Origin of the sequence: uncultured Aquimarina sp. (assembly GCF_947496855.1) — a bacterium.
GTDB lineage: Bacteria > Bacteroidota > Bacteroidia > Flavobacteriales > Flavobacteriaceae > Aquimarina.
This window is the reverse complement of the sequence record NZ_CANMED010000006.1, coordinates 434,955-456,269: the sequence shown is the minus strand read 5'-3', so window position 1 is coordinate 456,269 and position 21,315 is coordinate 434,955. Positions and strand designations below refer to the sequence as shown.

Sequence of the window (21,315 nt, the reverse complement as noted above, 5' to 3'; positions counted from 1 at the left end):
TAACTTTTAATTACCCTATCTTAATAGCTTCGAGAAAACGACGGTATGCGTGATCGAATCGCTGCATTTCTTCTTGATCCAACCATTGGATATTCGTTTTAATATGTGCAGGGGTTTCTTCGCGTATAGTTAGCGCAATAAATTTTTTGAAATCGGCATCCTGATATCGTTCTATCCATCCGGGTAGTGCAAAGCTTACTTGAAGGGAATAAGGATCGTTTGGAGCCTCTGTTGACATCCATCGCCCTTCGTCTTCTTCTGCAAATGGTACTGCGATGTCAAACCCTTCTTCGGATACCGAAACGATGGTATGTACTCCATTATAATTAACGGTTCGGCTAATCTCCACCTGATCTCCAGGTTGTAGGCTATGCTTTCCTATCTTACAAAATGTACGATTTGATTCGGTTCCTGATACTTCAAAAGTAGCGATTGGAGCGGATTGCAGATAATACCGAATATCGGGAGTACGCTCCCAGGTTCCTCCTGATTCGGATTCCTGGAAAGGAGCCTTGATTTCAAAAAAATCATCTCCTACCGCTAAGACAGTATAGGTTCCATTATAGGTATCATTTCCGGTAATTTCTATTTCTTCTCCTGCTAATAGTTTGTGTTCTCCAATAATACAACGCGTAAATTCCTCGGTAATCGCTACTTCGAATCGCTCAATTGTAAATGGTGTATACGCTGTAGTAAAGGGATACGGATACGATTTTCTGTGTCTTAGCAAAATATGTTCTACCATGTGTATCCCTGCCGCAGTGCCGTCTCCTAGGTTTCTTCGGCTATAGTCTTCTATTCCTATTTTTAGTGCAATGCGTCTCTCTAATCCCGAAATATTCTGAGTATCCCACACCTCTTTTGTAGTATCAAAGGCTTTAGCTTTACAGGCACTCACCACGGGATATTCTTTTAGAAATCGGGCTTTATCCCTGATCAATTTTTTATCCATCGCAACAGTATCGTTGTTCAGGTCTTTTAAAACCATACCATAGCCTGTGAATTTTTCTGCAAATCGGGCAAGCAAATGATTTTGAAATTTATTTTTTCGCAATAACCCGGCAGTAGCATCCGCCGTCATTTCGCTTAGATAAGCTTCATAACTTTCTGTATTACCGATCACTTCAGACATTCCGGGAACACAGTCTAACAAAGATTGGTTCCAATAGGTTTTGGTATCTTCTCCATCAAAACTCATTAGTTTTTTAAAGTGCGCTAATTGCGAAAAATAATTAGCCAACGTCTGTTCAAAAAAGAGCAAATACCCACTCAATTGCTTTGCTTGCGCCTTTCTTAAGGGAGAAGCCGAATCTGGCAATCCGATTTCGCCAATACCATAATTATCCGGAAATTGATTTTGTATCGGATCATATTTTTCCAATTGCTGTACCTGAGTTTCTGGCAGGATCATATCCAGCTCTTTGCTTGATACAGCTATAGCAATACTTTCTACTCTTTTTTGATTGTATAGCGTTTTGATTCTTTCGGGATCTATCCCCACGGTAAGTCCTTTGGAGGTAAAGGATACTTGCGCCAAGGTGCCGTCAATATCCAAAATAGGAGTTTTAGAAGGGTCTAGCGGTAATATCCAATTTTTTACCGTATTCGTTCCCGTCGCCAGGGCGATGGTATCAATAGCCAATACGCCTGGTTGATCCATAATTTCTTTGATCACGTCCGAAGTTTGTAGCTCTGTTTTACGGTAATTGTGTATCAAGTCCTGATCTTCTATAAACCCATGATCCAATCGAGGGCCTTCAAAAATTTCATCGGTTCTTTTTCCTTTTTCTAATTGTTGTTGTAAGGTATAGAAGGGAATACGAGGCGAAAAATGAGTGCTTATACGATGTAATATCCCTGCTACCATTTCATTGACATCATCTACCGTATCTGCGATTTCTATTAGCCCGTGCACACGGATTCCTTGTGTATCTAACAGTTTTATTTCTGCAAAATCTTCACAAATAGTTCGGTGTGCATACAATCTTTCTCGTACCGCTGCAACAATTTTACTCCCTTGTAGGTCGGATAAACCATCCTTTTCTATAAAGACCTGATACAATCCTTTGGGAGTAGTTGCTCCATCGGTTACTGAAATCGCAACAGATCCTTTTTGCGTTACTTTTTCTATCCACACATTTTTAACGCCCTCTACATCAATCGCTACTTTGCGAATATCCAATACCGTTACTGGATTTGTGGTTAAAATGGTAGCAGGACTGTAGAGATTTTTATAGGTACTAGCGGTATCGCTGCCTATAATATCCTGGATATCATAGTCCATCCGATAGGCTAAATCCGTAATGGCATAACATACTTGCTCCAGGATGGTAATCCCGGGATCGTGGATATTATGATCGGTCCAGGTATCTCCTGCCATTTGTTGTATCAGTTGCATCCCCTCGGCACGCAGAAATTCATAGCTCAATGCGGAATCTTTTGGAACTTCTCTCGGTATTGTTATAGATGGTGTCATATAGTATATATTTTTGTAATCTTTTTTACATTAGGGCTTGCAGTAAGATGCCTTCAAAACCCGAGGAAAAGTTATCATTCCCGCCAGATCCACGTTGCTGTACGTGCACTTTATCTCCCGCTTGCAGTAAAGTAGTTACCGTTCTGGAATTCATATGAAGTTTCGTATTGGCAACCAACATAGAACGTTCGTGAGGTTCGTCTGTGGTAGATCCTCCTCCATTTACAAAACCAGTATCATTTAATCGTAACACCCAGCCTACATCATCACTTGTATTATTCCGCATACACATGGTGAATTGATAGATTCCTTTTACTGGGGCTATTAAATGGTCATTACTTTTAAAATGGTTTCCTATATTATAATTCGTCTGTCTAAATTCAAGCGGGTTTTTAGCCCCTGTCATATCGACGTGTAGCGAAACTGAAAAAGCCACTACGAATTGTTCTGGGATATGGACATGACCTTTTATATTCATCCCACCTTCTGCAAAAATCTCTACTTTTCTTGATGATGTTTCCTGATCCGAAGTCATTCCTAAAATTCGTAATACATTAGTATCATGTGCAATAATTTTAGCAGAATTACTAAATCTACCAGCATTAGGCCCTCCAAACAAAATACTTCTATTGGTAATATGCATTGCCTCATCAGGATTTGCTTCTTTTCCTGTTCCTGTTATGGATAATGGAGCTTCTGGCGTATTGGTACCGATACCTAGTTTGGTTTGAAAAAAACTCGCATCTTCTTGTTTGGACACTTCAAAAATGGTAGTACGTTCGTTAGACGTATCAATGACTGATAGTAACGAGGGTGTATTTTTACTTTCTACCGTAAGTTTAGATGCAGGTTCTAAGGTTCCTACACCTACATTACCTCCATTGGATTTGATAAACAAGCGGCTTTGCCCGGTAGCATCTTTGATGTTAAATCCGGGTTGATTGCTGGTTGGTTCTGCCGGATTTACTCTAGGATTCAAATTGATAGACCATTGCGGATTATCATCGGTTAGGCTTTCATATACATCCAGTACCTCCTGGGTCCCTGCAGTTTCTCCCTCTGACTGTACCGAGAGTGGATTGCCCTGTACTTTGGCGATGCCATCTTCTGCTTGATTTAATCCTGCTTCTATAAAATCAGCAAACTCTTCTTGTGTAGGTTTGTCATTGATCTTAAAATACTCTTTGAGCTCCGTTCTGTTTTTCTTATTGATTTCCATTGTGTTATATTTTTGTTTCTTTTATTTTCCTACTTGTAATTCCTTGTTTTTTACATAATCTCCCCTTCGACTCCGCTCAGGGGACAGATACAAAAAATATCATGTTGATCATTACGTATTGTTGATCTTCAAATTTTTATTGAACGATAAAATCTTTATTGATTTCCATATAATTAATTCCTTCAAAACTGTCTTCTTCAAATACACCCTCATTAACTACATATATCTCGTGTATTTGGGCAGCGACCATAATCATATCTGGTTGTGAGGGGATCACTATGGATTGTCCGTTATGTAGACTCCGCACATCAGTAAACGTCTTGCCATCTTCACTCTGAAATAATTTCAGATTGGCTACATAATCGATATAGGGTCTTTCTGCAATAAAATTGATGATCACACTGGCATGAAGCGATCCTCCGATCTGTATATCTCTATCTTCACCATACGCCCAGGGTGACATAAATCTCTTGATCTCTTCTATCAATTTATTTTTATAAAAACCTTCATCATATCCTTCATAAAATTTTACGATACACTCTGTAGATACTTGCAGGTACAAAGGATTGGTTACTGCTATATCTGCATAGGTAGGTGCGTGCATTTGCGTGTATTTTTCTATCTGAAACAGCGTATCGGCTGCTACCTTTGGTGCAAAGGGATCAAAAGGTAACTTTCCTTTGATATCGGGCACTACAATCACATCTACTCCTCCTGTTCTATCGTTTGCCGGAAGACACTTGGTCTTGTATACCTGCGGAAACTCATTCAATATTAAATGTTCATAATCCCACATGGTAAGCGCTCTGTTTTTATGTCGTAACCGTTCACTAACACGTTTGTATAGCGCATTTCCTTTTTCGGCGGATTTTCCTTTGCTAGAGGTAAAGGGTTGTGTAATCTTAGCGACCTCAGGAATCGGATTAAGCGCCTCTGTAATGGTATCAATAGGTAAGGGATTTTCGAAATGTGTGGGATCTACTCCTACTCCAGAAAGTGTAGCACTGAGTACCTGACTTCTAATATCAATAGTATCCGATATACCATTGATATCTTTAAAAGCACATATTTTAATCCAATGTAAATCATTTGGCATTAAGGTACCACCCGTAGTGGCATCTGCAGGTATTTTTATTTTTACAATTCCTGTATTGACCAATCCATTGGTTGTATCTTCTAAAATCCCTGAAGGTGTGATCTCCACCCATTCATTATTTCGCAGATAACTCCACTGCAATTCAGGTTTTTGAATATCTGGATCCGCACTCCCTTCTGCCATCTGAAACAAAATAGATAGTATCTGTGGGGTTTTTAATTGATCGACTCCCAGATACAACGAACCTTCATCTGTGTAAACGGGTATTAGATTTGCCTCATTTCCTGGCGCCAAAAGATTATACCCGAATGGATGTATATGAAATATACTATTCGTACTTTTTGCGGACTGAGTGTTTGCCGTTATATTCACACAAGCAGTGTATGAAACCCCTAGTTTTTTTAACTTAGGCTGATACGGCAAATTAACTTGTAGATTTTTTATTTCTTCTTTTTTGGATAATGCTTGCTTTGTAAACAAGGTATTATATGTGGTATGCTGAAAATTTACGGGTGTTAATTCTACTCTAAAATAGCGCTCCCAGGATACGACCTCGTCTTCATCCATATCAATACCAAAACGATCTTGGTATTGATAATCTGGACTTGTTTCTTGCATTCTAGAAGGGATATCCGTAATCGGAATAACACTTTCTTTTGTAAACAATGAGAACCCTTCTGATATTTTATCACCTTCAGTATTTTCTATCCTATTGGATAGCAACACTTCTGCATTGCGATCATGAAAAAATATATCCGCTTTAAAATCACTATCGTCCTCAATAATTGCCGCATGTATTGCCAATCGTTGTTCTATGAGTTCAGAAAGCTCTTCTTCACTAAGTTGTGCAAGCTCTTCTTCTGTATGGTTGGCCTGTATTAACCAGTAATTCTTATAATATTCTGCGAAGGACTTAGGCTGTTGCATCCATTCCATCTCCAGCTGTAAGTCTTTTATTCTTTTCTGAGCTATTTCTTCATTCGCGATATAGAAACTACTTCCTATTTCTGGATCGAATCCAAAGGGTTCAAAAGGTTTTTTGGTATCAATAGTATTTTGATCGTTCTGTAAGATACTTTGTTGCATTCCCTGCACATCTACGCGAATATGTGCTTTTTCTAATCCAAGGTTTATTACATGTTCATAATTACTTCGGTAGCGTTCTCCTTCTCTGCCTTCTTCTAAAAAATGATGCAGTGTACATACCAGGGTTGGATACTCTGATGCTACAAAAGAAGAAGATTCTGATCCAAATGGGGTAACTTGCGGATCATTATCCTGAAGCTGTATTTCTATTTTTAAGGTATTTAGATATACCTGATCTGACGCATATTTTTGTGCTTTATCGAGGTTCTTATCAATCGATCCTACTTCCTCAACCTCTAGTATCGTAGTATCTTTAATTCCTATGATTTTATATATTTTTTGGCTAGTATCTACGATAAATTTACCTACATCTGTGATATCAAAGCTTTGATTATCGATACTAGTAATCGTAGTGCCATTTACTATAATAGCTAAAGCAGTTTCTGCAGTTGCCCCTACATAATCGCCTAAAGAATAGCTTACTTTATCGGGTGTAAACCACTGCTCATTACTACTAAGATACGTCTGAAAAGGATCATTTTTATCAAAAATCGACTGTAAGCTTTCTATCGTACGGTCATCTTGTCCCAAATCCAATAGTATTTCAATAGTACGTTTACCTTCTTGGAGCAATAAGGTAGGAGAACTGATAGCAAAACCAATCTCAGATGGTTTTAGGGAATGATCTGATATACCAGATTGTCTATTACCAAAAGTTTTAAATCGCTTACTTTCTTCTTCTTCATCATATTGACTAAAAACAAATTCTTTGGCATCTGCAGTGGCGTAGATATCTGATAATTTCTCTATCCCAGGCGAGGGTATGGTCACTGATCGTATCTGACGTTCTGAAAATTCTAAAATGCGATATACCTTCTCTTTGTCTTCTTCAGGAGCCTCAGGGTCTGTCTGGGTTTGCATGATATGTATAAAATCAGGCTTCTCTAATTGCAGTTCTCCTGTTACATATTCTAATGCTTTTTCTGCTGTTTCATCTGCAGTCTGTATATCTTCGAATACCTGATTTAACAAGGCTTTTTCTCCATTATATAAGGGCAATGCATCTCCGGGATTTGGATTTCCATATACTTTTCTCATCATTACATCGAATCCTTCAACATCCTGTAGTTCTTTAAGGTTTTGTTGTCTTTGATGTATGATTTTCTTCTTATACGCCTGTTCTAAGTGCTCATATACAGGTTCCCAATCTGTAAGTATGCCTTCTTTTTCTTCTTGATGTTTTAGAAAAATAAGATCAAAACGCTCTTTTTCTAAAAACAGCTCTTGGGTTACATAAGAAATCGCAGCTGCATTTCCTTTTTTTACTGCTGCATTCAGCTCAAAAACATCTGTAATCTGATCTCCTGGGAAATCCGGAAGTGCATCTCCAGGATTCGGATGTCCCAATGCCATTTCTATCATGTCGATAAAGGCTGCATCCTTCGTTTTACCGCGTTCTTGATGCGTATTTTGAATCGTTAGAAACTCTTTCTCTACAAAAACATTTTTCAGTTGTGTGATTTGCGCCTTACTAATTACTGTATCTTCATTGGTGATGTACTGCAATTGATTGCCTGCAGCGTCTTCTCCGGCCTCTAATACAGTTCCCTTATGTACTTCTAGGTATTCCGTATTCTCTTCTAACGCTAATACTACATTGACCACATCCGGCACGGCTTCTTTTGTAGTCAATCCGAGGCGTTCCCTAAAATAAAAATCAAGATGCCTTGCCGTAAGTCCATTCATTTTGGATTTTACATGATTTAATAAGGTTAAGAAGGTTATAAATAATGCGACGTGAGGTTTGGATAGTTTCGCTTTCTTTTCTGGATCATTATAAAAACGTTCTGGATTTTCTACATATGCAGCTAGTAGATCAGCCCACCGTTTTTGTTGAATCCTTCTTCCTTCTGGAGAATTTTGATTAAATAGTTGCGGATCGTCAATTAAAAAAGACTCCCAAGTAGTAGTAGGTCGGTTTTGCTCGTCAAAAAACTGAAGCTCTTTTGCTATACGTTGGGCTTCGGTAATTAGTTCTTCGATACTACGGTCTTCTATCGCTACATAATCCGGACGAATCGCATCTGTATTGCGATCTTGCTGACTGGTTCCGTCTCTAAGGAGTATATTATCTGAATTTTGAATATGAGTCATTGTTTCTACTACTTTATTGAGTTTAATCTGCCTTTATTTTTGTATTTGCGGGTATCAATTTTCCTTGTACCTGATAGGTAGCTATTGGATCTTCTAGGCCATTAGTGTCTTTACCCTTTACATCTACTGTGAGCTCTGCTTGGAGGATGCTTCCCTTTAGAATGACTCTTTTGTTACCACTTTTAGTTTTTTTTGTTAATTGATCAGATCCTAATTGCTTGATCGTTACGGTTCCAACTCCACCCATAAAAGGAGACATTACGTACGGGCAACTTATTTCCACTTTCTTTTCATCCCCTTCTACACAAACTTTTTTGCCATTGATGGTGGTCTTACCAGAGGCTTTTATCACTGTTTTGAGAATAGGTGGTATTAAGGTAGTTGGTGCCATTGCAGAAAACTCAACTGTATCGCCATCCATAATTATCATATCCATTGCCTTATTTATTTTTATTTGTTATTAAACCGAAAATCTACTGCATAATTAAGCTTACAGACCAAATGCTACTCCAGAAGCTTCATTGATATAAAATGGATAGACCAGATTAAATCGATTGTTAGTTGTTCTAACTATATAATCCACAGCGATCTGCACCATGCCTTTTTCTGGATCTATGTCTGCGACGTCTACTGCATTTACCTGAATTCTTGGTTCATGTAATAATAGTGCTCGAGATACCATATTGCTCAATTCGGTAGCAAATCGCTGATCCAGTTCCTCAAACAAAAACTGAGTAAGATCACACCCAAAATCAGGATGCATCATCCGCTCATTCAGCGAAGTAGATAATAAAATCTGAAGACTTTGTTTGATATCTTCTTCTCCTGCCACCAATCCTACCTCGGCGCCTCCTGCTGTAAAAGTTGGCGGGAATCCCCAACCGTTTCCTAAAAATTTATTGTCCATCTGCTATTGCTATTTTAGAGGTTTCATTATTTGTTATCAGACCATTCCCTTGGTGTGATTTTAATTGCGAAGCTCCTTGTTGTTGTATTTTCTGAATTAAATCCGCTACCTTGATATAGGGCTGTTGTCCAAGTCCGGCAAGTATCACATTAGCTTCCGTGATTGTTAATTCGAGTTGTATTGTATTCGTATCCATACTGTGCTGTTTATATTAAATCCACCTTTTTCCCTTTGACTTTAATTTTTCCTTTAGCATTAATACTAAGATCTCCCTTAGCATCTATCATAAAATCTTTAGCACTCATCATCTTAATACCATCCTTGCCTAACTCTATTATATTTCCGTGAGCATCTTCTATAGTAATCTTCTTTTCTTTTTGATTGATACAAATCGCTTGTTCATTTGTATGATCTGTATCTGCTGTAGATAAGCTTACAGTCTCTTTTTCCTCATCAAACAGCAATTGGTAATTCGACTTGGTAAAAATCCCTTTATAGGTATTTTTCTTTTTTACTGTATTTGGTATTTTATTACTATGCATTGCACCCAATACAATGGCTTGTCTAGGATCATCATTTAAGAACCCTATCACCACGCGATCTCCTTTTTCTGGAGGAAAGAAGATTCCATGATCTGCTCCTGCATCCAACGAAGTAAACATCGCTAGTACTTCTGTCGGTTTACCTTCTTGATGAAATGCTGGTATATGTACCTGAATCCTAAAGCCGTGATCCGCATCTTCGATATGACCTAAAACAGTACCGACCTGAAGACCATTTACACCCGGAAGCAATCCCGCTGCTTGTGTTTCGACAATATCCGATTGCGCGCTAAACCAGTTTGCACTCATACCGATTTGTAGATAGGTGTACCATCCTAACCCCATAACAAATGTATTACGAACACCTGTGATGATGTGATTTCCGTTAAATCGACTTACATTTTCAATTTTTATTGTCTGTCCCACCTTAAGCTTCCCATTTCCATCAATTCTAATGGTGCCCTGTACTGCAGAAAGTCGGGATTTTATACACTGTGCATCCGACCAGGACTGAAGTTCCAAGGGATCTGTGGGTACCGCATGAATTAATTGAGCTTCTGTAGCTCCTACTATATTCGATAGCAATGGTATGTCATACCCTATACTCCCTAATGTTTGTGTTTGTTCTTTGGCTTTTTTAGGAAAGCTTAATGCTAATTCTTCTTTCTTAGTATCTAAACCAAAAGTATGAATCTTCTCATATTGGCCCCGACTACTCAATTTTAAATCAAAATGTGCCAAATCAATACCAAAGGTTAAGGTAAGATCAGGATTATTGATGTTCGGTGTTTTCACCGATAGTTCCCCATTATCAACTGCCACTAGCTGCCCATTAGCTTCTGCTCTTGATATCATAAAGTCCCAATCCGACACATAGTATTGTACCATTTGCGGATGTTTATACGATGTATTCTCAATTTCTTTTACTTTTAGATCTTGGTATTTGCTAATCAGATCTTTTATAATTTTAGTGTCTGTAAGATCTTTATAGACCCCATTTTTTCGTAAACTGGTCATTTTAACACAAGGATCACAAAGTGCTATGGTTAACTCTGATTGGTATTCAGATCTTTCTATTTCCTGATTGATCACAATCCCTTCAAAAATCTTTTGCTCCTCAGTATTCTTACCTTCGTAGCGCATAAAAATTTCAATCAGCGACCCTGGTACAAAAGCTTCTCCATCCAGTGTTTCGAACTTTTGTTTCGCTACACAACCATCATGTAACTTCAGTTCTGCCATGGGTATTTTATTAAACTCTTTACTGGTATCCAAAGACATCAGTTGATACGTCCCCAAAGGAATAACCCTGCCGTTGCTTTTGATGGTATTTGTTACTACTGTTGATGCCATATGTTATTTTTCAAGGGGTGGAAAATAAATTTCTTGTCCTGGTGTAAGGTTTCTAAAACTCTTAAGTTTATTAACACGTGCCACTAGCGGATAATACATAGGTGAACCATATATATCCTGACACATTAAGGGTAACTGATCACCTGCTTTTACCATTCGATAATGTGTTAAATCAGGAGATTCTAATCCTAATTTTTTCTTTTGTTCATCAATTGCATCATCTTCTACAAAAGAAATATTGAGCTCTGCACGTAACGGATCTCCGCTCCTATCAAACAGGGTATAATTAATATCTAAGCTAGCCAGTCTACAATTAAAGTTTATTGTTTTCCCCCAACTTAATACCAAAAAAGGTGGTTCATGAAGTTTGCCTTTGACTTTTACAATATTTGTCAAAAAATAATCTATTTGATCTTTTACACTTTTTTGGATTCCTAATGCAAGTTTCGCTATGGTTTCCGCTCCATATTGATGTACATTAGTTCCATCAAAAATCAACTTCATTCTTACGGTAGATAATGCACTGTAGGTAAACTCAGCATCTTCCTTATTCAGAGGATTGTTAGGGTTTCTAGCAAACTTATTAGTAAAATTTTGCTGCACCGATTCTGGGTTATACATCACCTCAAAATCAAGTCTGTTCGTTCTTCTTTCTTGATTATCAGAAGAGGTAATTTTAAGTTTTTGGAGTTTAAAGGGTCGTAATATATCCAATACTGACATAGCTATCTAAGGTTTTTCTTTTTCAATATTTTTAATACCTGTTGTACGCATTCCTGCATCATCATTTGTTGTTCATTTCTAGTATCCATTGGTGGATTCGATCCTTCTGATTCCACTGTATCGGATACAATTGCCCTGATGACAATCTCTTTGATTTCTACTGCCATTTTTATATTCTTAAAATTTGAAATCGTGTATATGCCAATTCCAGGGTGTCAATTGCTACCGAATTAGATTGTGCATCCAGATCTGATACGGACCATTTTACAGGATAGGCCTTTACAAATAGCCATCCTCCAATGGGAATCCCTTCTTCATTAAACATAGTAACCAATACATCAGAAGGGTTAAATTTGAACGTTGAAAATGTTGCATTAAATTCTAAATTCAAAAGAGAAGGTATCGGACTTGCTATATATCCTCTTTCTAACACCAAATTGTTATAATTCATTTTCTTTGGTATGCGATGGGCATGTAAATTTTCTCCACCTTCATTGATGGTTTCCAATTGTACTTCAGTACTGATACCACTCACTTTCTGAAACCTTAAATCAATCGGGTTAGGCCTTGCACCTCCAATCAGAAAGAACACCCCAAATCGGTGTGATAATGTGGGTTCTCTATCGGCAAAATTGATTGCTTTTAAAACATCTAACATATCGTTTTCTTTAATTGTGTTTTATTCGTAAATCATGAGCAATTAGATTTAGACTTTCTAACGCAATATCGCTAGTACTGGCGCTAAATGATGGTGCATCTAACTTAAAGGGCAACGCTCGGGAGACCTCCCAAACCACGATACCCATCCCAGCTTCATCACATAGTTCTATTCTAATATCTTTTTTTTCGCCAGATTTGACCCAATCGTAGAGATCGCTACGCCTCTTGACGATACCTCGTTTTAGGGTGATATTAATCGGTTTTCGCTGGCCTCTAATCAAATGATCCCCTACCGCAAAGCTAAAGCCGTGTCTGTACAACACATGATCATGATCAATTTCTAAACCTGAAATCTCTGAAAAAGACATAATTTCAACCCCATTGATCGTTACCTGATAATTGTATACCGGTAAAGGATAGGTTTCACTAATTTTTTGTTTGGTAATTGCCATAATTCCTTTTTTTAGCTATTCACGAACTGACTTTAGTAAGCCGATTCCGATGATAATACAACTGCTGCGTGTTTGGTGTGTGTAGTGTCTGTTCGAAAAAAGTATAAACTCATCTTCATGCTATTCCCGACCAGACACTACATTCCCCAATGAATTAATGATTACGCTTCTTCCATGGTTACACGGAACGCCATCAAATCCATTGATTCTATAGCAACATCATTAGAACTCGCGTCAAAAGAAGGTGCTGTGAGCTTGGTTGGGAAGGCGTCAATCACTTTCCAACTTACCATAGTACTACCTGTCTCATCTAACAGATGTACTACAATATCTCTTTTATCAATCTGATTGAGTTGTGTGCTATTGATCCAATCGTAAAAAATCGGTATACTTTTGCCCTTTACCAATCCTTTTTTCATAGAGATATTTACTGGCTGGATTTGTCCCGGCATATACATAATATTAGGTCCTACTTTACCTCCTGCAGCAAAACTTTCTTTATACGTGTGAGTTTCAAAAGATAATTCTAAGCCTGAGACCTCGGAGAAACTAATAGACTCTCCATTAATGTCTACCCTGTAGTTATAGGTTACCAAAGGGTAATCTGCTTTTATTTGTTCTTTAGTTAAAGCCATTATTTTTACTTTTTATAGTGTTATTAAATCTTATGAATAGGCTATGCCTCTTGCAGTTTATGAGAGAATTTTAGAATAATAAACTCTGCAGGACGTACTGCAGCGAGTCCTATTTCTGCAATCATACGACCTTCAAGGACATCTTGTTGTGTCATGGTTTTTCCTAATCCTATATTTACAAAATAGGCTTGTTCTTCTGTAGCTCCTGCTAAACCACCTTGTTGCCAGATTCCGTAAAGAAAACTCTCGATCATTGCCTTGACCTTAAGCCACGTAACTGCATCATTGGATTCGAAAACAGCAAACTGAGATGCTTTTTTAGTAGATTCTTCTATCATATTGAATAATCTTCTTACGGATACGTATCGCCATTCGTTATCATTGCCGTCCAGCGTACGAGCACCCCATACCAAGGTTCCTTTACCTACAAAACTGCGTATAGCATTGATAGATTTACCATTTTTGGAATCTACGTTAAGATCCTCTTGGTCTTTGGACGTTATTTTCTTTACAGGTGCTATTATCCCGTTTAAACTTACATTCGCTGGCGCTTTCCATACGCCTCTTTCACGATCGGTAGTGGCATAGGCTCCCGCTACTGCTGCACTCGGTGGTAAAATGATGCGTTGTTTAGACACCTCACTAATTACTCTATTGTATAATTCGGATTGTGTTTCTTTGATTGTTGATAAACTAGTAGATGCTCCATCACCTCCAGTTGTTGTCAGACTACGATTTCCTGTAAAGGACTCTACAGTAGCTGTGCCATCTATTACAATAATATCAAAATCACCTTTACCTGAAAATGCATTCCAAGCATCTACCACTTCGTTGGCCGATACACCTTCTCCAACATTAGTAATGGTTAACGTGGTTCCGCTAATACTGAAAGACAGCGTACCAGCCGATCCTTTATTAATCGTTGTTTTTGGTTCATCCTGTGCAGATCCCTGATAAATAATTCTAATAGCATCATTTACTTCTAACTGAATGGTTTCTTGCGCTGAAGAACCGGAAATGATAACACTATCTTCTTGATACTTGTATGTAAGTGAAGTCTGTAGATAAGGCGTATACGCCGCTCCATATTTTAGATTGTTGGTGCCAATAGCGGTTCTAAAAGAAGATGCATCTTCATCATCTTTTTTTACATCAAAAATGCAAAATCTGTCTTTTAATTCCTGGCATTGTGCTAGTGCTGCTACACACAGGTCGTGATAATCGACAGCATCTAATTTAGTGGCTTCTCCTAACATGAGTAAGGTAGGTTCATCTTCTTTGCTTACTGCTTCTAAACCTGCCATAAAAGAAGCTGCGTTATACGTATCTTCATAACTACCTACTGACACAATATAACAATCTCCTCCGCCATTTTTAAAATATAACTCTATGGCATGATATAAGGTATGTTTCGGAGGAGTAACGGCTACGCCGCTTATTACTCCTTCATTTACGGTAACATTAAAGGATGCCGATTGAGCACCTCCAAAAAGCTCTTTGAACTCCAACAGTGTGGATATTCTGTAAGCTTTGTTTTTAATACTTTCCTCGTTTTTTTTGGTTTTCTCAGTATATCCAATAAACGCAGGTACTGCTGTGGAAACTTCTGCTACAGATTGTGGTAAAAGAGGTACTTCCTCTGTATACACATCTGGTGTTAAAAATCTAGACATATTTTAAAAATTTTAAATGTTTATACTTGGCATTTCTAAAACCTTATATGAGTCCCTCGAGCTGCCTTTTTCTTACTTAATTTTGATGATTTGAATACCTTGTTGTTGTATTTTAGGATTTGGTAAATGACTCATAAGCACATCACCATTTTTGATCAATTTGATATTTTTTATAGGTTGATTGCTGTAGGGAACCGAATCTCTAGACTCAAAAGCTCTTATCCGGGTATTAGGAAAATTTAATTGCAAGGACGTGATGATCTGATCTGAGACATTTTGATCCACAACCATTTCATTAAAACTAATTTGCTCGTCTCTAGATTCTAGTGTTATGGTTGAATCATCAGTATTAGAAACAAAATAGTACTTCCATTGTACTGATTTTGCCTTAAATAGTATTTCATAGTTAGTAGACGGTGCGCTACTATTTGTATTAATTTTATTTCCAGCAATTACGATACTTGCTAAAGCAGGAAAACCACATAACACACCATTTTGTTCTACTTGGGTAGAAATCATTTCAGTACTTCCTATCTGTCCTTCCTGATTTGAAAAAGAAAGCATGTTTCCGTTTTCTATTTCAGACAAATCAGTAACTTCCTGAATACGCACTGATGTAGGGTATACGTAAAACGTAAATATATCATCTTCACCTAGGCTTATAAAGGTATCGCTATCTTGAGCTACAAGAGTCAAAATCTTTATACCACTAGTCGTTTTTTTTAAAATATAACCCAGATTATTTAGACGTGTTTTCGTTTCATTTTCTGCAACAAGTACCAGATCTTCGGGTATCCCCGAAAAATAGTTGTGGGCTATAGTGATAGAAAAAAATTCTTGATACTTCATAATTTTATTTTTATCTCAGCTTTATCAGCTATTTTTTATACTTAGTTATTTGTGCTATTTTCTTGCTCTATTCCCTCAACTTCTTTGGTTTCGGGGATAGGGTATTTATCTCCAATCTTCAGATTAACATCTTGTGTTGGAGCACCCACAAACTCTATACTTTGTTCATCTATGAATGATAGTAAGCGAACTCTATACAACACTGAGGGCAAATAGGAGGTATTTAAAGAATGCCATACCTGATTTTGTTCTTCTAAGGGGATTGAAATTAATTCTACAACCAATTTCTCTATATTTTCATCAGATAATTGAGGAGAATTTAATGGATTAAAAATCCTGTTCACCTGAAAAAACTTAATGACGTGAGATAGGAATTTAAGCGCCTGATCATATTTACTGAACTTAGACACAAAAAGAATCAACAACTCAATTCTAATTTCTGGATTTGTTTGTGTACGTATTCCGTTTCTTACAATACCCGAATATTGATCTGGATTTCTAAATTTCCGATCTTCTGAAATATTAATTAAAAATGGGGTGATTTTATCATTGGTAAAAGAAACCGGATCATTACTAGTAGTACTAATAAATTCTATAATATCAGACTCTGTAGTACCTACTACATTCTTAAAATATTCATTGAGTTTATCTTTCAAAACACTTAATACAACATCAACCATAATACGCTATAGGTTTATTAATTTTGTTGTATCAAAGGTACTTTGGGATACTACTTTATTTATAGAACAAGTCCGTCAAATCCGTGGAAATTTCCGACACCTTACTAGGGAAAAAAGCATTAACTATAACATTCCCGACATTTGTGGATCAGTACTATTAATTTTAATGTTATACTTATTGAGAAAAGGGAAAATATCATTAAACGTGATATAAATCCAAAAAAAAAACAGATTTTGAATCTATTTCCACTAAATTTTAAGAGTTCGTTTAACTTGCTATCAGGTAAATTCGAATTCTACTTCTAAACACTTTAGGAAACTCAGTAAAGGCGGCAAAAACCTTCTCAAAAATGAGAGGCTTTTTTTCTTAATTTATTGAATTTTCAAAACTGTTTCCGCTAGAAGATGCGTAAATCTCAGGTCCTGGAAGACTGAGTCTTATTCTACAAATATTGCCCTTTTTGAAATCATTGTTTTCTTTATTAAAAAAGATGTCAGCTCTAATAACAAACCCGTATCTTTTTGAAAGTTTTAGTAGTTTTTTTGCTGTAAAAGTATTTGAAAATTTGCTTGCTTCGATGCTTTTATATTCGAAAACTGTTTTCATACTTCTTTGGCTTAAGGGTTAATTCCTATTCACTTTTAACGTTTTGGATATTTCATTAAATAACTAAACGTCCACGCAATCTTTTATCTATTTTACGTTTTTTCTCAGTAATCATTTTCATGAGACTCATGAGATCAGGATCTTTACTTCTCTTATATATTTCATTAATACTTAACACCAATGATTTTGCTTCTCTAGATGCAGAAACTCGATCACTTGTACTCATATTACTCATACTTCTTTGGTGAAATTCTCTCGCTTTTTTTAATAACTCCATAAGAATCAATTTTAGTGAAACATTAGATTTTAGTTCGTTGCTATTCTTAAATCAAGTAGCCATTAAAATCAACAACAGCTTCTGTTTTGGAGTCGTTTCACTACTTGCTTTTTACTGACAACACTATAAAATTATATATTATTTTTCATATATTTTTATTTATATTTGTAATCATTACCATTAAAACTATTTATGAATTACACCTTGCATCAACTACAAATCTTTCTTAAAATAGTAGAAAAAGAAAGTATTACCAAAGCTTCCGAAGAGCTACACTTAACGCAACCTGCGGTATCCATACAGCTCAAAAACTTTCAGGATCAATTTCCTATCCCTCTTACAGAAGTTATCGGTAGAAAATTATACGTCACTGATTTTGGAAAAGAAATCGCTCTTGCTGCTCAGAAAATTATAGATGAAGTAAATCAAATTAGTTATAAGACCAAGGCGTATCAGGGGCAATTGTCGGGTGTTTTAAAAATTTCTGTTGTTTCTACAGGAAAATATATAATTCCCTATTTCTTGTCTGATTTTATGAAAGAGCACGAAGGAGTGAACTTGGTTCTTGATGTTACAAACAAACAGCAAGTTGTAAATAGTCTTGAAGAAAATAGAGTTGATTTTTCGTTAGTTTCTGTATTACCAAAAAATATGCAAATTGAGAAAACAAAGCTCATGGAGAACCAATTGTATTTAGTTGGTAATACTTCTGAAAAGTTTACGAAGAAAAAGTATAACAAGTCCATTTTTTCCGAGCTTCCATTAATTTATAGAGAGCCCGGATCAGGAACAAGGCATACAATGGAGAAATATATTGAAAAAAACGATTTACCTGTCAGAAAAAAAATGGAACTCACCTCTAATGAAGCAGTAAAACAAGCTGTTATTGCAGGACTGGGATATTCTATTATGCCACTCATTGGAATCCGAAATGATTTAGAGGCTGGACGCCTACAAATTATTCCTGTACAGGGTTTTCCTATTAAATCCATATGGAACCTCATCTGGTTAAAAAATAAAAAGTTTTCTCCTGTTGCAGAAGCTTTTCTAAAATATGTAGAAGAAAAAAAGGATAAAATAATAAAAGATAAATTCCATCTTTTTTACCAATGAAAAGAGGTTTTAATCTAAATAAATCCCTTACTCAAGAGAAAGGAAAATTATAAAAATTTAATAAATAGATACTTAACCAAAAAAGGGCGGTTAATCTTATGTCAAACTCAGGATGATAGTACAATCCAACACCACCAAAACTATCAGTATCTCACGTGAAGTTTAGAGTGTAAAAGAATATATTTCATGAAATTATGACACTTCTTTTTTACTTAATAATATTGAACGTAATATCAATTTTGTCAACGTTTTACAAGTAAAGTGTGGAAACTTAACAATAGTGCCATTAATTGGAATATTCATTCACAATTTGGAAAATGTGTCCCTATAATAATTAGACCCAATTAAGGCTGATAATCTGGGTGTCCTATTTGCCAAAGAGCAAATGCATAAGCATTCGCATAAAACTCATAAATTTTATTATTACTTTCATTAGCCACTCCGTGACCTGATTCGAAATCCACTGTGAATAAAATTGGAGTATCGCCTGAATTGCTTGCTTGCAAACGTGCTATAAACTTTGCAGGATCCCATATAACCACCCTACCATCTTTCATGCCTCCCATTACAATAGTCGCAGGGTACTTCTCCTGGTCTTTAATATGATGATATGAATCCATTTCCAATAATGCTTCGAATTCATCTTTTTTCTTAACAGTACCAAATTCTTTAATACTATTCAATCCATTAGGCTGTATCTCACATCTTAACATATTTAATGCAGGAGAAGTAAGAATAACTGCTTTATATAAATCTGGTCTTTCAGTCATCGCTCTACCGGCCATAATTCCACCTGCGCTAGAGCCCCATATAACAGATTTTGAAGGAGTAGTATATTTTTCTTCTATCATATATTTAGTGCAGGCTATCATATCTTTCCAGGTATTTGGTTTTGTCATTTTATAGCCTCCTTTGTGCCACACATCACCTTTTTCTCCTCCTCCTCTAACATGAGCTACTGCTAATATCCCACCTTCTAATACCCAATTTAGTAGCCCTGATGAAAAAAATGGGGTACCTGCACCACCATAAGCTCCGTATCCATAAAAGAGTGTATGGTTATTTCCGTTGTTTTGGAGCCCTTTTTTGTAAATTAAAGACAATGGTACTTTAACACCGTCATGAGATATAACCTCAACCTCTTTTACTTCTAAATTTTCATAAACTTCATCAGATATAGAAGGATAAATATCAATATCTTCAGAAGTTTTTTTTTCATAATCATAATGAAAAAGTTTATAATCGCTAGTCCATCCACCAACAGAAACTAATAAAGAATTGTAGTTATATCCTTTAGAATCTATAAAAATTGATCCATAGTTATTATCTAGCTGTATTTCCTTTTCTACATTTTCCTCAAGGACGTATAATTTTGATTCCACACCGTTTTTAAATCTCACAAAAAATAAACCTTCATTATTCAATGCTATATCAGTGATTAGACTTTTATTATCCGGTTTTACTAAAGTGATTGGATTTTTAAAGTTTGGATTCTCCAAAGAAGTTTTATAAATCCCTGTAAGTGAAGCTTTTTTTTCTGAGGTAAAAATAATCTCTTTCCCGGCAACAATTATTTGATTAATCTTATCAGATTTTTTATACAAAGGTTTCCATGTGAAGTTGGGATTATTTATAAATTCATTCAATGAGACATAATAAACATCCTTATATTTAGACGATCCACTGACTTTAGCAAACACATAATCATCATAGTCTTGATAAATATAGACTTTTGGAAAATCTTCTGGACCAAGGGATACTTCTGGATTATTTGTGATAGAGAATACCTCTTTTAATTTCTTTGGGTCGCTACCTAATTTATACAAAACACATTTAGAGTTTAAACTGTAATCGGGATGCTGAGGCTCTGTATTCGTATAGTGTAGATAAGTAAAACCAGAATTATCCGGTAACCATCGTATACCACCTATGGATAACTGACTATTTTCAATTACATACGGAAGAATCTGTTTGGTTGCGACATCAAGTATAATAATTTTGGACAGTTCTTCTCCTTTTTGGGCAAGGCCAAATGCAATTTTTTCCCCTTTCCAATCGGGTTGCATATAACTGATAACATAAGATTCCTCTGAGTCTGACTGAAAATCTAATGATGAGAAAAGTAACTGCTCTTTGTCACGTAAGCTTGTTCTCATAAAAAGTTTTTCTTCAGGAGTATCTGTAAATGTTTTTACATAAAAATATTTACTATCATAAGAAATTGAAAAATGCTTAATATTAAATTCTTTTCTTTTATCTAATGCTATTTGTTTTTCAATTAATTCTTTCCTTCCTGGAATATTCTTAAGTATGTCTGAAGCATAGTTATCTTGCGCTTGTAACCAAGAAATTACAGTCGTGTCTTTTAAATTTTCTAAATTTCTGTAAGGATCTATGATTTTTTGTCCGTGATATTCATCAACAGCCTCTTTAGCTTCGATCAAAGGAGCATCGAATTTTGGCTTACAAGAATAGATCGATAGCATTAAAAATACCAAAATAATAATTGAATTGTATCTCATACTATTACCCCATAACATTATCTTGTTGAGTTGGCGGCTTTGTATCGGTCTTAGGAGGACAAAAGGGATCTCCTAATCTACTTTTATCTCCATCATCGTCATCATTGTTATCACCGCTCGCCACAATAACTCCAGTTCCTCCTTTTATAGAAAACATAGTATGATGGTTTAATTTCGAAATTTTGCTCTTTTTTAAAATCAATTTTGACTTAGACTCCATTGTTTTTTAGTTTTAAGAAATTAGCTTTGTGTAAAACTAGCCGAAATTGATAGATATCACCAATAACAGTT

20 protein-coding genes are annotated in these 21,315 nt (G+C 36.1%); 1 reads left to right on the top strand and 19 read right to left on the bottom strand.

Features of this window, described 5'->3' with window-relative positions; genetic code table 11:
* Window positions 1–10: 10 nt before the first annotated feature.
* The 17 genes from Q0921_RS19420 to Q0921_RS19340 form a co-directional block, all read right to left on the bottom strand.
* Entirely contained in the window at window positions 11–2,476 is a 2,466-nt protein-coding gene (locus Q0921_RS19420; RefSeq protein WP_299259831.1) for a hypothetical protein, read from the bottom strand.
* Window positions 2,477–2,501: 25 nt separating this feature from the next.
* Window positions 2,502–3,695: a hypothetical protein gene (locus Q0921_RS19415; RefSeq protein ID WP_299259829.1), complete on the bottom strand. Its 1,194-nt coding sequence runs from the start codon at window positions 3,693–3,695 to the stop codon at window positions 2,502–2,504.
* 136 nt (window positions 3,696–3,831) lie between these two features.
* Window positions 3,832–8,031, bottom strand: a complete 4,200-nt coding sequence (locus Q0921_RS19410) for a baseplate J/gp47 family protein (RefSeq protein ID WP_299259827.1) — start codon at window positions 8,029–8,031, stop codon at window positions 3,832–3,834.
* 22 nt (window positions 8,032–8,053) lie between these two features.
* Entirely contained in the window at window positions 8,054–8,467 is a 414-nt protein-coding gene (locus Q0921_RS19405; protein ID WP_299259825.1) for a hypothetical protein, read from the bottom strand.
* A gap of 54 nt (window positions 8,468–8,521) precedes the next feature.
* Window positions 8,522–8,938, bottom strand: coding sequence for a GPW/gp25 family protein (locus tag Q0921_RS19400; RefSeq protein ID WP_299259823.1), 417 nt, complete (start codon window positions 8,936–8,938; stop codon window positions 8,522–8,524).
* Window positions 8,928–9,134, bottom strand: coding sequence for a hypothetical protein (locus tag Q0921_RS19395; protein ID WP_299259821.1), 207 nt, complete (start codon window positions 9,132–9,134; stop codon window positions 8,928–8,930). The genes Q0921_RS19400 and Q0921_RS19395 overlap by 11 nt, the downstream gene beginning before the upstream one ends.
* 10 nt (window positions 9,135–9,144) lie before the next feature.
* A complete protein-coding gene (locus tag Q0921_RS19390; RefSeq protein WP_299259819.1) occupies window positions 9,145–10,833 on the bottom strand; it encodes a phage baseplate assembly protein V in 1,689 nt (562 codons plus the stop codon).
* Between the two features lie 3 nt (window positions 10,834–10,836).
* On the bottom strand, window positions 10,837–11,556 hold the full coding sequence (locus Q0921_RS19385; RefSeq protein ID WP_299259817.1) for a hypothetical protein: 720 nt from the start codon (window positions 11,554–11,556) through the stop codon (window positions 10,837–10,839).
* Between the two features lie 2 nt (window positions 11,557–11,558).
* Window positions 11,559–11,723 (bottom strand): DUF5908 family protein, encoded by a 165-nt coding sequence (locus Q0921_RS19380; RefSeq protein ID WP_299259815.1) that lies wholly within the window; start codon window positions 11,721–11,723, stop codon window positions 11,559–11,561.
* Window positions 11,724–11,725: 2 nt separating this feature from the next.
* Complete coding sequence (locus Q0921_RS19375) at window positions 11,726–12,214, bottom strand: phage tail protein (protein WP_299259813.1); 489 nt, start codon at window positions 12,212–12,214, stop codon at window positions 11,726–11,728.
* Between the two features lie 10 nt (window positions 12,215–12,224).
* Window positions 12,225–12,668, bottom strand: a complete 444-nt coding sequence (locus Q0921_RS19370; protein WP_118460078.1) for a phage tail protein — start codon at window positions 12,666–12,668, stop codon at window positions 12,225–12,227.
* 161 nt (window positions 12,669–12,829) lie between these two features.
* A complete protein-coding gene (locus Q0921_RS19365; RefSeq protein ID WP_118460077.1) occupies window positions 12,830–13,303 on the bottom strand; it encodes a phage tail protein in 474 nt (157 codons plus the stop codon).
* 41 nt (window positions 13,304–13,344) lie between these two features.
* Window positions 13,345–14,976 carry a phage tail sheath C-terminal domain-containing protein gene (locus Q0921_RS19360; RefSeq protein WP_299259810.1) on the bottom strand — a complete coding sequence of 544 codons (1,632 nt, stop codon included), beginning with the start codon at window positions 14,974–14,976 and terminating at the stop codon, window positions 13,345–13,347.
* Window positions 14,977–15,048: 72 nt separating this feature from the next.
* Entirely contained in the window at window positions 15,049–15,825 is a 777-nt protein-coding gene (locus Q0921_RS19355) for a hypothetical protein (RefSeq protein ID WP_299259808.1), read from the bottom strand.
* A 41-nt stretch (window positions 15,826–15,866) separates the two neighbouring features.
* Complete coding sequence (locus tag Q0921_RS19350; RefSeq protein WP_299259806.1) at window positions 15,867–16,505, bottom strand: DUF4255 domain-containing protein; 639 nt, start codon at window positions 16,503–16,505, stop codon at window positions 15,867–15,869.
* A 367-nt stretch (window positions 16,506–16,872) separates the two neighbouring features.
* On the bottom strand, window positions 16,873–17,112 hold the full coding sequence (locus tag Q0921_RS19345) for an HPF/RaiA family ribosome-associated protein (RefSeq protein WP_299259804.1): 240 nt from the start codon (window positions 17,110–17,112) through the stop codon (window positions 16,873–16,875).
* Between the two features lie 55 nt (window positions 17,113–17,167).
* On the bottom strand, window positions 17,168–17,389 hold the full coding sequence (locus Q0921_RS19340) for a hypothetical protein (protein ID WP_118460072.1): 222 nt from the start codon (window positions 17,387–17,389) through the stop codon (window positions 17,168–17,170).
* Between the two features lie 192 nt (window positions 17,390–17,581).
* Between Q0921_RS19340 and Q0921_RS19335 the strand changes: the two genes are divergently transcribed.
* A complete protein-coding gene (locus Q0921_RS19335) occupies window positions 17,582–18,502 on the top strand; it encodes a LysR family transcriptional regulator (RefSeq protein ID WP_299259802.1) in 921 nt (306 codons plus the stop codon).
* A gap of 344 nt (window positions 18,503–18,846) precedes the next feature.
* On the opposite strand, the gene Q0921_RS19330 is transcribed toward Q0921_RS19335, so the two are convergent.
* Together Q0921_RS19330 and Q0921_RS19325 are read right to left on the bottom strand one after the other, a co-directional pair.
* Window positions 18,847–21,024, bottom strand: a complete 2,178-nt coding sequence (locus Q0921_RS19330; RefSeq protein WP_299259800.1) for a prolyl oligopeptidase family serine peptidase — start codon at window positions 21,022–21,024, stop codon at window positions 18,847–18,849.
* 4 nt (window positions 21,025–21,028) lie between these two features.
* Complete coding sequence (locus tag Q0921_RS19325) at window positions 21,029–21,181, bottom strand: hypothetical protein (RefSeq protein ID WP_299259798.1); 153 nt, start codon at window positions 21,179–21,181, stop codon at window positions 21,029–21,031.
* Window positions 21,182–21,315 lie beyond the last annotated feature (134 nt).

Excerpts from the sequence above, each read along its gene's own strand:
- Q0921_RS19420 (WP_299259831.1), bottom strand. The coding sequence starts at position 2,476 with ATGACACCATCTATAACAATACCGAGAGAAGTTCCAAAAGATTCCGCA.
- Q0921_RS19415 (WP_299259829.1), bottom strand. The coding sequence starts at position 3,695 with ATGGAAATCAATAAGAAAAACAGAACGGAGCTCAAAGAGTATTTTAAG.
- Q0921_RS19410 (WP_299259827.1), bottom strand. The coding sequence starts at position 8,031 with ATGACTCATATTCAAAATTCAGATAATATACTCCTTAGAGACGGAACC.
- Q0921_RS19405 (WP_299259825.1), bottom strand. The coding sequence starts at position 8,467 with ATGGATATGATAATTATGGATGGCGATACAGTTGAGTTTTCTGCAATG.
- Q0921_RS19400 (WP_299259823.1), bottom strand. The coding sequence starts at position 8,938 with ATGGACAATAAATTTTTAGGAAACGGTTGGGGATTCCCGCCAACTTTT.
- Q0921_RS19395 (WP_299259821.1), bottom strand. The coding sequence starts at position 9,134 with ATGGATACGAATACAATACAACTCGAATTAACAATCACGGAAGCTAAT.
- Q0921_RS19390 (WP_299259819.1), bottom strand. The coding sequence starts at position 10,833 with ATGGCATCAACAGTAGTAACAAATACCATCAAAAGCAACGGCAGGGTT.
- Q0921_RS19385 (WP_299259817.1), bottom strand. The coding sequence starts at position 11,556 with ATGTCAGTATTGGATATATTACGACCCTTTAAACTCCAAAAACTTAAA.
- Q0921_RS19380 (WP_299259815.1), bottom strand. The coding sequence starts at position 11,723 with ATGGCAGTAGAAATCAAAGAGATTGTCATCAGGGCAATTGTATCCGAT.
- Q0921_RS19375 (WP_299259813.1), bottom strand. The coding sequence starts at position 12,214 with ATGTTAGATGTTTTAAAAGCAATCAATTTTGCCGATAGAGAACCCACA.
- Q0921_RS19370 (WP_118460078.1), bottom strand. The coding sequence starts at position 12,668 with ATGGCAATTACCAAACAAAAAATTAGTGAAACCTATCCTTTACCGGTA.
- Q0921_RS19365 (WP_118460077.1), bottom strand. The coding sequence starts at position 13,303 with ATGGCTTTAACTAAAGAACAAATAAAAGCAGATTACCCTTTGGTAACC.
- Q0921_RS19360 (WP_299259810.1), bottom strand. The coding sequence starts at position 14,976 with ATGTCTAGATTTTTAACACCAGATGTGTATACAGAGGAAGTACCTCTT.
- Q0921_RS19355 (WP_299259808.1), bottom strand. The coding sequence starts at position 15,825 with ATGAAGTATCAAGAATTTTTTTCTATCACTATAGCCCACAACTATTTT.
- Q0921_RS19350 (WP_299259806.1), bottom strand. The coding sequence starts at position 16,505 with ATGGTTGATGTTGTATTAAGTGTTTTGAAAGATAAACTCAATGAATAT.
- Q0921_RS19345 (WP_299259804.1), bottom strand. The coding sequence starts at position 17,112 with ATGAAAACAGTTTTCGAATATAAAAGCATCGAAGCAAGCAAATTTTCA.
- Q0921_RS19340 (WP_118460072.1), bottom strand. The coding sequence starts at position 17,389 with ATGGAGTTATTAAAAAAAGCGAGAGAATTTCACCAAAGAAGTATGAGT.
- Q0921_RS19335 (WP_299259802.1), top strand. The coding sequence starts at position 17,582 with ATGAATTACACCTTGCATCAACTACAAATCTTTCTTAAAATAGTAGAA.
- Q0921_RS19330 (WP_299259800.1), bottom strand. The coding sequence starts at position 21,024 with ATGAGATACAATTCAATTATTATTTTGGTATTTTTAATGCTATCGATC.
- Q0921_RS19325 (WP_299259798.1), bottom strand. The coding sequence starts at position 21,181 with ATGTTTTCTATAAAAGGAGGAACTGGAGTTATTGTGGCGAGCGGTGAT.